Source organism: Rubrobacter tropicus (assembly GCF_011492945.1).
GTDB classification, from domain to species: Bacteria; Actinomycetota; Rubrobacteria; order Rubrobacterales; family Rubrobacteraceae; genus Rubrobacter_D; species Rubrobacter_D tropicus.
In genome coordinates this window covers 805,877-819,543 of record NZ_CP045119.1, presented here as the reverse complement: position 1 = coordinate 819,543, position 13,667 = coordinate 805,877, and the positions used below count along the sequence as shown (strand labels likewise).

Below are 13,667 nucleotides of genomic sequence, written 5' to 3'. Positions count from 1 at the left end.
GGGCGCCGATCCCACCGGGAGCAGGGGTGCGCGTCCCCGCAATCCTTCTCACGGATGCAGGGGATTCGCCGGCCGGTCAGACCCGCTCGCAAACCGTGCGAAGCATGGCTGTCGCCACGCTGAGAAGGATCTCCTCGGCGTTTACCACCGTACACGTCCTCTCACTTCCGCCCGGATCCTTCGGTCGACGGCCACTCCCGGGTCCGCGGCATGAATCGAGCCTCCAAGGACGCAGCGCGGGGTCGCGGCCGGGCTTGGCAGGAATATCAGCACCGGAGGCGGTTCTGGGGGAGACACCCGTTACGCCCCGGGCGGGTTGACGACCAATATTTGCTATGCTAATCTTTAGCTATGCAAGAAAATTCGACATCAGGGTACAGGGTGGTGGAGGGGCCTGACGGGCCCGTTCTCGCGGGCGGGGGTCTCCGGAGGGGAGCCGTTCGTCATCGAGGAAAGCGTGGGCTACCTCGTGAACTTCCTGGCGAAGGCGATGGCCCGGGAGCTGGCGGGGCGGCTCGCGGCGCGCGGGGCTTCCCTGGGCCAGTGGGGGTGCTCCTGTTCCTGTGGGCGCGGGACGGCCGGTCCCAGGGGAGCTCGCCCGTCTGGTCGCCATCGAGGACGCGACGATGGTGCGCACCATAGACCGCATGGAGCGCGACGGCCTCGTCCGGCGCGAGCGGGACGCGCAAGACCGCCGGCGGGTCAACGTGTTCCTCACCGAGGAGGGGCGGCATCTCAGGGATCCGCTGGTGCCGTGCGCCGTCGCCGCGAACGAGGCGGCGACGCGGGCGCTCACCGGGCCCGAGCTGGAGCAGGCGAAGGACCTCATGCGCCGGATGATCTCGGCGCTCGACGCCGCGCCTTCCGCGCGCGGGAAAGGAGAAAGCGATCGTGAACGGATCTAAGGTGTCGAATAGGAGGCTGCGGGACGCCCAACGGGCCGCCCACCTCCTGGGCGGCCTGATGCTGGGCTTCTACATCTACTTGCCCCTGATCGGCGGTCCCGCCCCACAGGTGGCCGAGTCGCTCATGCAGGCGGTGGTCTTCCCCCTGGTCACGGCGACGGGCCTCCTGATGTGGCAACTGCCGCGCCTCCGCAAGCGGCTGCGGGATAGGGCGAGCGCGAAAGCGAGCGCGAAAGAAGCCGGGGCGGCCCGCGCGCCCGCGGCGAGAAGTTAGGAGGTCCGCGACCGTGTCGAGTTTCAGCCGGACCGTTTCGGTCGCGTGCGCGGGCGCCTTCGCCGGCGGCTGCCTGGTGGTGTCCGTAGTCCTGGTGCCGACATGGCGGGAGATGGACCCGGAGGCGTTCCTGGCTTGGTTTCAGGAGAACGGCCCCCGGCTCGGCCTGACGCTGTTCCCGCTGGAGGTCGCCGGGGCGTTATTCGCGGTCCTGGCGTTCTTCGGCGCCGTGAGGAGGGGGTCGAACGGCCGGTTGCCCTGGGGGCTGTCGAGCCTGTGCATCGTGGCGACGCTGGTCCTGCTTCCCCTCTACTTCGCCGGGGCCAACGCGCGGATGATCGAGGGGAACATGGGGGCGCGGGAGGTGGGCGCCGAGCTCGCGTCCTGGCAGGGCTGGCAGTGGCTGAGGACGGCGCTGGCCGTCCTGGCGGTCGCCTTCGGCGGTTGGGGCCTGGGCCGAGAGCGAGCCGAGCGCACGCCGAAGTAGATCCGCCGGGACCCGCCGGGCTTTCCCGCGGGCGGTTCCTGGACGGCGTCCGTGTGGGCGAAGAGGGCCTTGTGCACTCGTTGGCAGGCGTGGACCTCCAGCCCGAGCGTCTTGAGCCAGCCGTCGTCCAGTGGTCGGGGTTATCTCGGGAGGAAGGGGAACCTCGACGTGCGAGACCCCCTACCTAAATCAGCCGACCTGGCTTCGGATACGGACGCGTTGGGGCTCGGGCAGGTTGGCCCCGCCTTTGACGTTGATCTCCAGCAGGCCGTCCTCGAACCCGGCGTCGAGCCTGCTCGCGTCCACGCCATCGGGCAGCGCGATCGTGCGCCGGAAGTGACCGAAGTAGCGTTCCCGCGTGAAGAACTCCAGTTCCTCGTCGTCCAGCCCACTCCGGCGCTCGCCGGATATGCTCAGCACGCCGTTGACGAGCGAGATGTCTATGTCTTCCTGGCGCACGCCGGCGAGCTCGCAGCGGATCACGAGGTCGTCGCCCCTGGCGAATATGTCGGTGGTCGGGACCCACGCGGTGGCGTGGGTCCTGCGCTGGTCTTCCTGCGCCTGGCCGCCACCCTCGGCGTACTCCCGCATCCGGGCCATCTCGCTCATGTGGTCGATAAGCCCGCGGAACGGGTTGCGCGCTTTTCCCATTCTCCCTCCTTCTTCTCCGGGTTACGGCCGGTCTGCTCCAGCCCGCACCTCCGCCCTCGACCGCTGGCGTGACGGACGGGCGTCGGGATCCCGCTAGGCGCGGCTTTGATCGTCCCTTCGGGGGTTCTGCCCGGACATCCGCTGCGGGGCGGGGGCCCCGCTCGGACGGGACATCGCCCTGCCCGGCTCCGGAGCCGCGGGCCGCCCGTCCGGCAGCCGTTCCGCGCGCAGCGCCTTCAAGATAGAGAAGCACAGCCCGATCAGGATCAGCACGAACGGCGCCGCAGAGGCGATCGCCACGGATTGCAGGGCAAGGAGGGCCGCGTCGACCGAACCCTGGATCGCCCCGGACAGCAGGCAGATCGCCGCCGCCGCCCCGGTGAACGTGCCCCACACGATGATGTTCCACCTTGCGGGATGCAGGTTGCCTTTCGAGGAGAGCATCCCCATCACCACCGAGGCCGCGTCGGCCCCGCTGACAAAGAACAGCGCGACCAGGATGATCGTGATCAGGGCCATCGGCAGAAACAGCGGGAACTGCTGCAGGGTGGAGAACAGCGCCGCCGGCTGGTTGTTCGCGGCGATCTCGGCGATGTTCGCCGTCCCCGTGAGCTGCAGGTCTATGGCCGACCCGCCGAGGATGGCGAACCACACGAAGCTGACGACGCTAGGCGCCAAAACGACGCCGAATACGAACTCCCGGATGGTGCGCCCGCGGGAGATCCTGGCTATAAACACCCCGACGAACGGCGCCCAGCTTATCCACCACGCCCAGTAGAAGATGGTCCAGCCGGAGACGAAGTCCGAGTCGCCGTAGGAGGCCGTCCTGAAGCTCATCGGGATGATGTTCGCCAGGTAAGCCCCGAGCGACTCGGTGAAGGTGTTGAGTATGAACACCGTCGGCCCCAACAGGAACACGAAGGCGAGCAGGAACACGGCCAGCACCATGTTGGTGTTGGCGATCCACTGGATACCGCGGTGCACCCCGCTCGTCGCCGACACGACGAACGCCAGCGTCAGGACGGCGATGACCACGATCGCCAGCCCGACCGCCTCCCGTCCGCCGATCCCGAACACCGCGTTCAAACCCTGGTTGATCTGCAGGGCGCCGAGACCCAGGGAGGTGGCCGAGCCGAACAGGGTGGCGAAGATCGCTAAAGTGTCGATGGTCTTGCCGATCGGCCCGTAGACCCTGTCACCCAGGAGGGGGTAGAACGCCGAGCTGATGAGGTTGGGCATTCCTTTTCGGAAGGTGAAGTAGGCCAAAGCCAACCCCATGATGGCGTAGATGGCCCAGGGGTGAAACGCCCAGTGGAAGTAGGTGTACTGCATGGCCACCTGGGCGGCGCCCCTGGTGTTGGGCTCCGCCAGCCCAAACGGCGGAGCGCCCATGTGGGAGAGGGGCTCGGCGACGCCGAAGAACATCAGCCCTATGCCCATCCCCGCGCTGAACATCATCGCCACCCACGAGACGGTGCTGAACTCCGGCTGCTCGTCCTGCCCACCAAGCCTTACCTTCCCGTACCGGCTGAAAGCCAGATAGACCGAGAAGGCCAGGAACCCGAACGACGACAAGATGAACACCCAGCCGAAGTTGGGCACCAGGAAGCTCCACAGGACCGCCTCGAAGACGGCGGCCAAGCTCTCCGTACCCAGGATCCCCCACGCCACGAACGCAGCCGATGCGAACGCCGCGATCCAAAACACCGCGGGGTCGATCCTCGGATTCGCCGGTCTTTGCATACCTATCTACCCCTTCCCTATCTTCGGTTTTCGGACGCCGCTTTCTCCTGCCCCCCCGAGAACGTTGCGGGCACTGTAGCGCATAGCGCAACTTGCTTCAATAATGTCATTGATGGTTATCCGGGGTGATACGATAGGGGTCGCTCCCCCGTCGAAGCCGTCCCCGTGCCACGGGGCGTAACGGAGAGCCCGGGTTCGCGCGCCTTCTCCGAGAGCCACTCCCACGCCCTCCGAACAGGCTTCCGGGAGGAACAGGAACTCCGTCGGTCAGTGATGCCGGGCGTTCACGAGGGGCGCGACCCGATCCCGTACGAGGAGCGAGCCCCGGTTGGGCACTGCGGGCGCCACGCGCCGGATGCGGGTGCCGACAAGATGTATGGTTCCGCCGCGTTAGTCTCGAAGGTCCCTCAGGAACAACCCCAAGAACCTCTTGCGATTCTGCAGCTTGTCTGCAAACGGGCGGTCTTCGTGGTGGGCCTGCCTGGACTCGAACCAGGGACCTCTTCCTTATCAGAGAAGCGCTCTAACCACCTGAGCTACAGGCCCGGAGTAATCGACGCGACAGACGCGCGCCGCCGGAATAATGTACAACACGCCCACGTCCCTGACAACCCGATTGCAGGTCAGGTGGGCGGGAAGTAAAATCGGCCAAACTCTGAATATCAGCCGCGAGTGATTCGCGGAGTGAGAGGAGCGTACAGCCAGTGAGCGCCGACGGCTTCACCAAGATGTCCATCTACGGCATGAACATGGACCTCTTTTCCTCTAGCCCGATCGTCATCCTCAAGGTGGAGGACGAGAACCGCTATTTGCCCATCTGGATCGGCCAGCCCGAGGCCCGTTCGATCCTCATGAAGCTCCAGAACCAGGAATTCGTCCGCCCCCTTACCCACGATCTGGCCCTGAACCTCGTCAACGAGCTCGGCGCCTCTATGGAGAGGATCACGGTCACCGCCCTCAGGGACCAGACCTTCTTCGCCACCATCCGCCTGGACATAGACGGCAAGACCGTGGAAGTAGACTCCCGCCCGTCAGACGCCATAGCGCTAGCCATCCGCTCCGGAGCCGAGATCTTCGCCTCCGACGAGGTCATCCAGGAGGCCGGCGTCGAGTTCGAAGAGGCAGAAGCGATGGAGGACGCCCCAGAAGACGAGGTCGTCGACAAGTTCAAGGACTGGATGAACCGCGTCTCGCCGGAAGATTTTAAGTAGGCGGCCCTTTGGGCCGCGCTTTTAGCTGTCAGCTTTCAGCTTTTGGTCCGAGCAGGTTGGTCCCGGTTGATCCGACCTTCCTTCGGGTGATACCAGCGTGCGGGGGCGGTCCTTCGGTGTTTTGGCTGACAGCTGACGGCTCTATTCCTTTGACCTGCTAAAAAGGCCGCCTTTCTCTTCTTCGGCTTTTTTGGCGCGTTCGGCGGCGCGGCCGACGTAGATGGTGGCGAAGATGACGACCAGGGTTACGAGGATGGCGTAGAAGAACTGGCCCGCCAGTTTGCTGCCTGCTTCCCCGAATATCTCCGTGAACAACGTTTGTATGGCCGTGTTCCAGGCGAGGGCGGCCACGAGGCCTAAGGCCGTGGTTATGAGGGTCGAGAACTTGTCGAGGACTTCAGCGGTCAATAGTCTCTCCTTCGGGTTCGGATCTGCCATCGGCCTCGCCGTCGGTCGGGCCGTATTCGGGGTAGGACTTCAGGAAGTCTTCGACGGAGCCTGCTCCCCAGCCCATTATTACCTGCTGGGTCTCGGACGAGAAGCGGTCCCGGATGTGGGCTTCCCGGCGGACGCTGCGGCGGACGTACTCCCAGGAGGTTTCCCCCTGGCGGCGCTCCAGGCGCTCGGCGTACAGGAACCGGCCCGTCGCCCGGTCCCTGACCATCAGCAAGTCCAACGCTAGCTCTCTCCTCCGGTTGGATCGAGGACCGCCCACCGGCCCAGCAGGCCCGCCTCTTCCCAGGGCCAGCGGCCTTCGTCCCCGGGCGCGCCGAACGGGGGCGCGCTCCGCCACATATTACCCGTCCCGGCCACCACGATACCACCCGAGATCAGCGCCTCCCCCTCCCCCGCCGAGGCGAGGTCCTTGCGGTGGGCCAGGAACCCGTCGCGCGCCTCCACGCCGCCGACCTTCCACGAGGCGCGCGGGTCCAGGCCGCCGGCAAGATCCCGTAGAACCCGCCGCAGGGCGTACACGGCCCCGGCGGCCCTGGCGTCGGCGAGGTTCGAGGCGGCCCGGACGGCGGCCTGGAGGTCGGAGGCCTCCTCGGAACCCTCGGGCGCGGCGGGAAGGTCGTCTCCGGCGCCGAGGTCCGTGCCGGCCCTTATGCGGGTGAAGATCCGGTCCCGGTGAAGGGACACCGCGAGCCGCCCGAGGTCCCCGCCGCCAACCCGGACCACGAGCGCGAGCATCCCTGCTCGGAGATCGAGTGTCTCGGCCCCGTCCGTGTCTAGCACCTCTCCGACCACGGCCACGTCGAGCCCGAACCGGCCTTCCCAGTCCCGCGCGCCGGCGGATAGCGCCCGCCGCCCGAGCGCGTCCGGGTCGCCCTCGACGGGGGCGAGGTATGCCAAATCTTCTTCCTCGATAAGGCCGTCTTCGGCCGCCGCGGCCGCCCCCGCTTCGCAGAACCTCCGTATCCCGGCCTCGTTCGGCGATGGCAGCGATGGCCCCGCTTCCGCGAGGCCGCGCAGGACGAAGTCGCGCACGTCTCGGGGGGGCATCCCGAGGTTTTCGGCGGTCGCGTCGGCGACCAGGAAGAGGTTGCGGGATGGGGGTGAGATCAGGTCAGGGGCCACATGCGTCGTCGAGGCGGCGACGTAACCGACATCGTTCCCGGAGGCCGCGGCGAAGACGGGGCTCTGGACGTTGGGGAGGAGGGCGGCAGGTAGGGCTCGTTGGAATGCCCTCTCGGCCGTCTCTTCGTCGGGGGCGTAGACGAGGATCTCGGCCCCCTCGCCCTCGCCGCTCCACCCGTACTCCTCTGCCTGCTCCACCACGGCGTCCCGGTCCTATTCCAGGACGACCAAAGGCTCGCCGGAGCGGACGGTCTTGCCGGCCTCGACGAGTACCTCGGAGACGCGGCCGGCCTTCTGCGCCCTGACCTCGCTCTCCATCTTCATGGCCTCGAGCACGCAGACGGCCTCGTCCGCGGCGACCTCCTGGCCCTCCTCGACGAGCACCTTCACTATGGTCCCCTGCATCGGGGAGGCGACGGCCCCCTCGCCGCCCGCCGCCCGCCGCGTCGTCCTCCCGCTGCGCCGCGGCGGGGTTGCCCGGCCGCCCGCCCCGGCCTCGTCGCCGAAGACCCGAACCCTGAAAAGCCTGCCGTTTACCTCGACCTCCACCTCGCGCGGCGCCTTCTCGTCCTCCGCCGCCCCGCCGGCCGGCTGGGTGGCTTCTATGACGAGGCCCTCCATTCTCTCCGCCACGAAGCCCGTCGTGTAGTCGCCGGAGACGAAGACCTCGTCGTCCAGGATAGCGCGGAAGAACGGCAGCGTCGTCGCAATACCTTCGACGCGGAACTCGGAGAGCGCGCGCCGCAGCCGGGCGAGGGCCGCCCCGCGGTCCGAAGCGCGCACGATCAGCTTGGCGAAGAGCGGATCGTAGGACTCGGGCACGGACCCCGGCCCCCGCAGCGACGAGTCTACCCGCACCCCGGGCCCACCGGGCTCCCCGTAGGCGGTAACGGCGCCGGGGCTCGGGACGAAGTCGCGCGCGGCGTCCTCGGCGTTGACGCGGACCTCGATGGCGTGGCCCCGCCAGGAGACCTCCTCCTGGCTTATCGGCATCGGCTCCCCGGCGGCGAGGCGGATGCCGGTCTGGACGACGTCCACGCCCGTGACCTCCTCCGTTACGGGGTGCTCGACCTGGACCCTCGTGTTCATCTCGAGGAAAAAGAAATCGTCGTCCTGAAGCAGGAACTCGACGGTGCCGGCCGAGTCGTAGCCCACGGCGTCGGCGGCGGCGACGGCCGCGCGGCCCATCGCGTCGCGGGTTTCGGGGTCGAGGGCCGGGCTCGGGCATTCCTCGACGAGCTTCTGGTGGCGGCGCTGGATAGAGCAGTCGCGTTCGCCGAGGTGGACGGCGTTGCCGTGCTTGTCTCGGAAGACCTGGATCTCGACGTGCCTGGGCGCCGGCAAGTACTTCTCCAGGTACACCGACCCGTCCCCGAAGTAAGCCTCGCCCTCCCGGGAAGCCCGCGAGTAGGCCGCCTCGGCCTCGGTCTTGTCGTTGGCGACCGCGAAGCCCTTGCCGCCCCCGCCGGCCGACGCCTTCACGGCGACCGGAAAGCCGTGCTCAGCGGCGAACTCCAGGACGGCGTCGGGTGAATCGACGGGGCCTTCGGTGCCCGGTGTGATCGGGACGCCCGCAGCCGCCATGATGCGCCTCGACTCGACCTTCGAGCCCATCGCCACTATTGCTTCGGGGTGGGGCCCGATCCAGACGAGCCCGGCTTCCGTCACGGCCCTCGCGAAAGGCGCGCTCTCGGCCAGAAAGCCATACCCCGGGTGGACGGCCTCGGCGCCGCTCTCTTTCGCCACCTCGATCAACTTCTCGATGTTCAGGTAGCTCTCGGTGGCAGGTGTTGGACCTATATGGTAGGCCTCGTCTGCGACGACCGTGTGGAGGGCGCCCCTGTCTATGTCCGAGTAGACGGCGACGCTCGCGATGCCCAACTCCCGGCAGGCGCGGGCTATGCGGACGGAGATCTCACCCCTGTTCGCGATAAGGATCTTCCCGAACACCTAGAAACCACCCTCCCAACTGGAGTAAGACCACAACGACCCGTCGAGCCCCATCCCGGGCGGCACGGGGTGCCCGAGCAACCCCGCCAACCTCCACCGGCTCCTGGCCGGAACCCCGGCCTCGGGGCTCTCCTCCCGCAGCACCCCCAGCGCGGCCACGATCGCCGCGGCCTCCTCCGGCGACGGCGGGGGGTCTATCCTGGTCCGCCGCGCGCCGGTCATCCCGCGAACGCCCGGATCAGGGGCACGAGCGCGTACTCGAGCAGCAGGAAGAGCACGAAGAGAAGCCCGAACAACGCGGCGACGGTTCCCAGGATCACGGCTACCACCTTGAGGTTCGAGCCCGGCAGGGGCAGGTGGGATCCGGCCTCGTCCGAGACCAGGCCGCCGGGCAGGCCGACGAGAAACCCGAGGGCGAGACCGTAGATCATGTTGCCAACGTTGCCGCCTTCGGCGGTCGGATACGGCGGGATGCCGGCGAGCGCCGTGCCGCCGAAGATGATCACGAATACCAGGGCCAACCCCACGAAGAGCCCGACGGTCCTCTCGATGCCGGGGCCGCCGATCTTCCTGAAAGGGTACGTCGCTAGGCGGGCCGCGATGAAGCCAACGACCATGCCCGAGAGGAAGATCAAGAGGTCCAGCGCGAGCTCCGATCCCCGCAGCACGAGCACGTTGAGGACGAAGAAGACCAGCACGCAGACCGCCGCGAGAACCCGGCCCCGGCGCGTCCTCGGCCAGAGCCTGCGTAGAGCGGTGGCGCCCCTTGCGACCATGGTGCTCAGAGGGGGATGTTCCCGTGCTTGCGCGGCGGGCGCTCGGGGCGCCTGGTCCTTACCATCGAGAGGGCCTTTACGAGGTAGGGCCTCGTCTCCCGCGGGTCGATGATGTCGTCTATGAAACCCATCTCGGCGGCCACCATCGGGTTGTTGAACTTCTCCTCGTAGTCCGCGATGAGCGACTCCCGCTCGGCCTCCGGGTCCTCCGCCTCCGCGATGCGCCTGCGGTGGATGATGCCGACGGCCGCCGAGGCCCCCATCACCGCGACCTCGCCCGTCGGCCAGGCGACGTTCACATCGGCGCCTATGTGCTTGGAGTTCATGACGTCGTAGGCGCCGCCGTAGGCTTTTCTGGTTATAACGGTCATCTTGGGGACCGTGGCCTCGGAGAAGGCGTAGAGAAGCTTGGCGCCGTGGCGGATGATCCCACCCCACTCCTGCCCCGTCCCGGGCATGAACCCCGGCACGTCCACGAACGTGAGCAGAGGGATGTTGAAGGCGTCGCAGAACCTCACGAACCGCGCCCCCTTGACGCTCGCGTCTATATCTAAAGTACCCGCGAGCACCATCGGCTGGTTCCCGACCACGCCGATGGCGTGGCCGTCCATCCTGGCGAACCCGACCACGAGGTTCTGGGCCCACCCCTCCTGCACCTCGAAGAACTCCCCGTCGTCGACGACCAGGGAGACGGCCTCCCTTATGTCGTAGGGCTGGCGCGGCGAGTCCGGCACGAGCGAGGCGAGCTCCTCCTCCATCCGTCCCGGGTCGTCGTCGGGCGGATAGTACGGGGCGGTTTCGAGGTTGTTCTCCGGTAGAAACGAGAGGAGGAACCGCACGTCTTCGAGGCAAGTCTCCTCGTCGGGGGAGGAGAAGTGGGCGACGCCGCTCTTGGTGTTGTGGGTGGCGGCCCCCCCGAGGTCCTCCTGGGTGACCTCCTCGCCCGTCACGCTCTTTATGACGTCGGGGCCCGTGATGAACATGTGGCTCGTCCCCTCGACCATGAAGACGAAGTCCGTGATCGCCGGCGAGTAGACGGCCCCCCCGGCGCAAGGGCCCATGACCACCGAGATCTGGGGCACAACACCGGAGGCCAGAACGTTCCTGTGGAAGATGTCGGCGTACCCGGCTAAAGAGACGACGCCCTCCTGAATCCTCGCCCCGCCCGAGTCGTTGATCCCGACGATGGGGCATCCCGTGCTGAGCGCCAGGTCCATGACCTTGCAGATCTTCTGGGCGTACACCTCGCCCAGAGAACCGCCGAAGACCGTGAAGTCCTGCGAGAAGACGCAGACCTTCCGCCCCATCACCTCACCGTAGCCGGTAACCACCCCGTCGCCTAAAGGCTTGTTCTGCTCCAGCCCAAAATTGTTCGAGCGGTGCACCCTGTAGCGGTCCAGCTCGACGAAGGTCCCCTCGTCGAGCAGGATATCGATCCGCTCGCGCGCCGTGAGCTTGCCCTTCTCGCGCTGCCGCTCGACGGCCTGCTCGGGGGCGGGATGGGCCGCACGCTCGCGCAGCTTCTCGAGCCCCTCCAGTTTTCCGGCGGTCGTGTCCTCGCCAAGCCTCTCACCCTGCATGGTTCGGCATTCTAGCACGCAGAAAGTTGCGAATTCCGTCGCACAGCGCCAGGCTCTGATCTATGTGGAACGGCTAGATTTTTTGATACGAAGACGCCCTCAACCAACGTACGCGTTGATATCCCACTGTTCGCCATTTCGTTTAGCGTTATGTACATCTTCAACTACTAGCCTTCCTGACTGCAGTAAGTCGACAATCAGGTCAGGCCACTCGTCTTGGTACAAATAGTCACCGTGTGCTTCGTCATAATGACAGTAGGCTGTGTTAGTGTCGAAGGGGTCATCGGCATCGGGTGCAGGTCTTATACCCAGCAATTGGTGCAAACAAGTATGAGTGTGCATCGTAAAACTGGTTGCTGGAAGCGCGTTCTTAACGCGACCAACTACCTCGCTCGGTTTGAGCTTGCCTACATTGATGCCTTCTAATCTTAGGCTCTTGTCTTTGATTATTGCGGTGATCTTCTCGAAGGCCTCTCTATCTCCCTCAGATAACTTATCCCAACGGACGAACTCTACAGCTAGGTCAGACCGATTAGTGTTCGAAATTTTCGGGATCTGCAACAGCCTAATACTGTACTCTTGTGACTGAAATATTTCATCAGAAAGAGTCGAACGATATTGATTCACATAGTTAACGATGTTCTTCAGATCTTTAGATAAAGCCGCTTTGCTGGCTGCCTCTTGCTCGGAAGTGCGCAGATGCGATAGTTGAAGGCTATAGACTAAGGCCTCGTTGAGTGCATACTCCTTACCAAACAGTTGTATTAACGTAGTCTCGAAATTGTAGAGTAGTGCTTGGCACTCTCCGAAGATCAAGGTGTCAACTTCTCTCTTATCGATGTGGCGATGTTCAATCTTATTGCGCAACTTGATAAAGAATTGCAAGTTCTTCGTGACTGGCTCACTTAGACTGCCATACTCGGACATACACGTCGCGAGCTCCCAAGCTTTCTTTTCTCCGTCAATTTTTTGATACCTGGCGCCATTCTTATCTTTATAGTAGTAACGGTCCCCGATGGTGACGTTGAAGTGTGCGTGAAAGAGCCTTGTCCATGCGATGACCATCATTGCAATATAGGCTTCGCTCCTGAATGTTGTCCTTGGCTTGTTGTAGATCTCTACAGCTAATAGCGCTGCGTCGATTGCTGATTGAAGAGTAGTCTTAGTTTTTCCTTTTCGAAGCCGCACCTACACCTCGCACGTACATGGATTCAAGGAAAACGGTTATCCGAGTTTCCGTATCATAATCTCTGCCTTTTCCTGCAGCAAGCTGAAGGATTTCGGTATTAGAGGTAGACGCACTGCATAGTAATATGTGGTTCCGGCTCATCGCACCGGCTTGAGAGGGAGAGGACATGCAAATTTTCGAGAAGCTAGCGGAGTACCGTTACGAGCAGCTGGTCTTCTGCCACGACAAGGCGACGGGGCTGCGCGCCATCATAGCCGTCCACGACACCACGCTTGGTCCGGCGCTGGGCGGCTGCCGCATGTACCCCTATGCTTCGGAGGATGAGGCCATAGTAGACGTGCTGCGCCTGGCGAGGGGGATGACCTACAAGGCCGCGGCCAGCGGGCTCAACCTCGGGGGCGGCAAGTCGGTAATAATCGGCGACCCGCGCACGGACAAGACCGAGGCGCTCTTCCGCTCCTTCGGCCGGTACATCGAGACGCTCGGCGGCCGCTACATCGTCGCCGAGGACGTCGGCACTTCGACGGAGGACGCCAACTTTATCCGGGTCGAGACCGGGCACGTCGTCGGGGTGGACGTTACGCGCGGGGGATCGGGGGACCCATCGCCCTTCACGGCGCTCGGCGTTTTGCAGGGGATGCGGGCGTGCGTGGAGGAGGTCTTCGGCGACGACTCGCTCGCCGGCCGGACGGTGGCCGTGCAGGGCGTGGGGCACGTGGGGTATCACCTTTGCCGGCTGCTCCACGAGGCCGGTGCGCGCCTGATCGTCACAGACGTGAACGCCTCGGCCGTCGAGCGGGTGGTGCGGATGTTCGGCGCGAAGGCCGTGGAGCCGGATGAGATCCTGGCCTTGGCCTGCGACGTCTACGCACCCTGCGCCCTCGGCGCCACGGTGAACGACGATACTATTCCGAGACTCGGGTGCCGGATCGTCGCCGGCAGCGCCAACAACGTCTTGCACGAGGCGCGTCACGGCGAAGCTTTGGCAGAGCGCGGCATCCTCTACGCACCCGACTACGTAATAAACGCCGGCGGCCTCATAAACGTCGCCGACGAGTTAGAAGGCTACAACGAACGCCGAGCCACCAAGAGGGTTATGCGCATAGAGGACCGCATCCGCAAGATCATCGCCATCTCCAAACGCGACGGCGTCCCGACCAACGTCGCCGCCGACACCTTAGCCCTCGAACGCATAGCGGCCATAAGCTCGATGGAGCGGTTGCACACGGGCCACCCGTACGGCCAACTACAGCGCCGGCGGGAGACGATCTAGAGCTTTCGGCCATCAGCGGTCAGCTTTCAGCTTCTCGGTATGACACCAGG

The 13,667-nt window shown here is 65.2% G+C and carries 15 protein-coding genes and 1 tRNA gene; 5 read left to right on the top strand and 11 right to left on the bottom strand.

Translation table 11 applies throughout. The features are described from left to right. Window positions 1-563: 563 nt before the first annotated feature. The 3 genes from GBA63_RS03855 to GBA63_RS03845 are packed head-to-tail and all read left to right on the top strand — an operon-like array spanning window position 564 to window position 1,666. A complete protein-coding gene (locus GBA63_RS03855) occupies window positions 564-905 on the top strand; it encodes a MarR family winged helix-turn-helix transcriptional regulator (RefSeq protein WP_166173631.1) in 342 nt (113 codons plus the stop codon). Then, window positions 892-1,179, top strand: a complete 288-nt coding sequence (locus GBA63_RS03850; protein ID WP_166173629.1) for a hypothetical protein — start codon at window positions 892-894, stop codon at window positions 1,177-1,179. Before GBA63_RS03855 ends, GBA63_RS03850 begins: the two co-directional genes overlap by 14 nt. A 13-nt stretch (window positions 1,180-1,192) precedes the next feature. After that, complete coding sequence (locus GBA63_RS03845) at window positions 1,193-1,666, top strand: DUF1772 domain-containing protein (protein WP_166173627.1); 474 nt, start codon at window positions 1,193-1,195, stop codon at window positions 1,664-1,666. Between the two features lie 189 nt (window positions 1,667-1,855). Here the strand turns inward: GBA63_RS03845 and GBA63_RS03840 are convergent, their stop codons facing one another. The 3 genes from GBA63_RS03840 to GBA63_RS03830 all read right to left on the bottom strand — a co-directional run bounded on the left by GBA63_RS03840 (window position 1,856) and on the right by GBA63_RS03830 (window position 4,606). Beyond that, window positions 1,856-2,317 carry an Hsp20/alpha crystallin family protein gene (locus GBA63_RS03840; RefSeq protein ID WP_166173625.1) on the bottom strand — a complete coding sequence of 154 codons (462 nt, stop codon included), beginning with the start codon at window positions 2,315-2,317 and terminating at the stop codon, window positions 1,856-1,858. Window positions 2,318-2,410: 93 nt separating this feature from the next. Beyond that, complete coding sequence (locus tag GBA63_RS03835; RefSeq protein ID WP_166173624.1) at window positions 2,411-4,060, bottom strand: BCCT family transporter; 1,650 nt, start codon at window positions 4,058-4,060, stop codon at window positions 2,411-2,413. A gap of 469 nt (window positions 4,061-4,529) precedes the next feature. Continuing rightward, a tRNA-Ile gene (locus GBA63_RS03830) sits at window positions 4,530-4,606 on the bottom strand. 158 nt (window positions 4,607-4,764) lie between these two features. Here GBA63_RS03830 and GBA63_RS03825 point away from each other — a divergent pair. Beyond that, window positions 4,765-5,271: a bifunctional nuclease family protein gene (locus tag GBA63_RS03825; RefSeq protein ID WP_166173623.1), complete on the top strand. Its 507-nt coding sequence runs from the start codon at window positions 4,765-4,767 to the stop codon at window positions 5,269-5,271. A 141-nt stretch (window positions 5,272-5,412) separates the two neighbouring features. On the opposite strand, the gene GBA63_RS03820 is transcribed toward GBA63_RS03825, so the two are convergent. From GBA63_RS03820 to GBA63_RS03785, 8 genes are all read right to left on the bottom strand, one after another. Then, window positions 5,413-5,679, bottom strand: coding sequence for a DUF5654 family protein (locus GBA63_RS03820; protein WP_207957065.1), 267 nt, complete (start codon window positions 5,677-5,679; stop codon window positions 5,413-5,415). Continuing rightward, window positions 5,669-5,947 carry a hypothetical protein gene (locus GBA63_RS03815; RefSeq protein ID WP_166173621.1) on the bottom strand — a complete coding sequence of 93 codons (279 nt, stop codon included), beginning with the start codon at window positions 5,945-5,947 and terminating at the stop codon, window positions 5,669-5,671. The genes GBA63_RS03820 and GBA63_RS03815 overlap by 11 nt, the downstream gene beginning before the upstream one ends. A gap of 2 nt (window positions 5,948-5,949) precedes the next feature. Further along, window positions 5,950-7,050 carry a hypothetical protein gene (locus GBA63_RS03810; RefSeq protein ID WP_166173620.1) on the bottom strand — a complete coding sequence of 367 codons (1,101 nt, stop codon included), beginning with the start codon at window positions 7,048-7,050 and terminating at the stop codon, window positions 5,950-5,952. Between the two features lie 12 nt (window positions 7,051-7,062). Next, window positions 7,063-8,799: an acetyl-CoA carboxylase biotin carboxylase subunit gene (locus GBA63_RS03805; protein ID WP_166173619.1), complete on the bottom strand. Its 1,737-nt coding sequence runs from the start codon at window positions 8,797-8,799 to the stop codon at window positions 7,063-7,065. Then, window positions 8,800-9,021 (bottom strand): hypothetical protein, encoded by a 222-nt coding sequence (locus tag GBA63_RS03800; protein WP_166173618.1) that lies wholly within the window; start codon window positions 9,019-9,021, stop codon window positions 8,800-8,802. After that, window positions 9,018-9,497, bottom strand: coding sequence for a hypothetical protein (locus GBA63_RS03795; RefSeq protein ID WP_166173616.1), 480 nt, complete (start codon window positions 9,495-9,497; stop codon window positions 9,018-9,020). The genes GBA63_RS03800 and GBA63_RS03795 overlap by 4 nt, the downstream gene beginning before the upstream one ends. A gap of 83 nt (window positions 9,498-9,580) precedes the next feature. Beyond that, entirely contained in the window at window positions 9,581-11,155 is a 1,575-nt protein-coding gene (locus GBA63_RS03790) for an acyl-CoA carboxylase subunit beta (protein WP_166173615.1), read from the bottom strand. A gap of 99 nt (window positions 11,156-11,254) precedes the next feature. After that, window positions 11,255-12,343 (bottom strand): DUF3644 domain-containing protein, encoded by a 1,089-nt coding sequence (locus GBA63_RS03785; RefSeq protein WP_166173614.1) that lies wholly within the window; start codon window positions 12,341-12,343, stop codon window positions 11,255-11,257. A gap of 167 nt (window positions 12,344-12,510) precedes the next feature. On the opposite strand from GBA63_RS03785, the gene GBA63_RS03780 reads away from it, so the two are divergent. Further along, the gene (locus GBA63_RS03780) at window positions 12,511-13,617 is read left to right on the top strand and encodes a Glu/Leu/Phe/Val family dehydrogenase (RefSeq protein ID WP_166173613.1); all 1,107 of its coding nucleotides are present in this window, start codon (window positions 12,511-12,513) and stop codon (window positions 13,615-13,617) included. Window positions 13,618-13,667 lie beyond the last annotated feature (50 nt).

Excerpts from the sequence above, each read along its gene's own strand:
- GBA63_RS03840 (WP_166173625.1), bottom strand. The coding sequence starts at position 2,317 with ATGGGAAAAGCGCGCAACCCGTTCCGCGGGCTTATCGACCACATGAGC.
- GBA63_RS03835 (WP_166173624.1), bottom strand. The coding sequence starts at position 4,060 with ATGCAAAGACCGGCGAATCCGAGGATCGACCCCGCGGTGTTTTGGATC.
- GBA63_RS03800 (WP_166173618.1), bottom strand. The coding sequence starts at position 9,021 with ATGACCGGCGCGCGGCGGACCAGGATAGACCCCCCGCCGTCGCCGGAG.
- GBA63_RS03790 (WP_166173615.1), bottom strand. The coding sequence starts at position 11,155 with ATGCAGGGTGAGAGGCTTGGCGAGGACACGACCGCCGGAAAACTGGAG.
- GBA63_RS03780 (WP_166173613.1), top strand. The coding sequence starts at position 12,511 with ATGCAAATTTTCGAGAAGCTAGCGGAGTACCGTTACGAGCAGCTGGTC.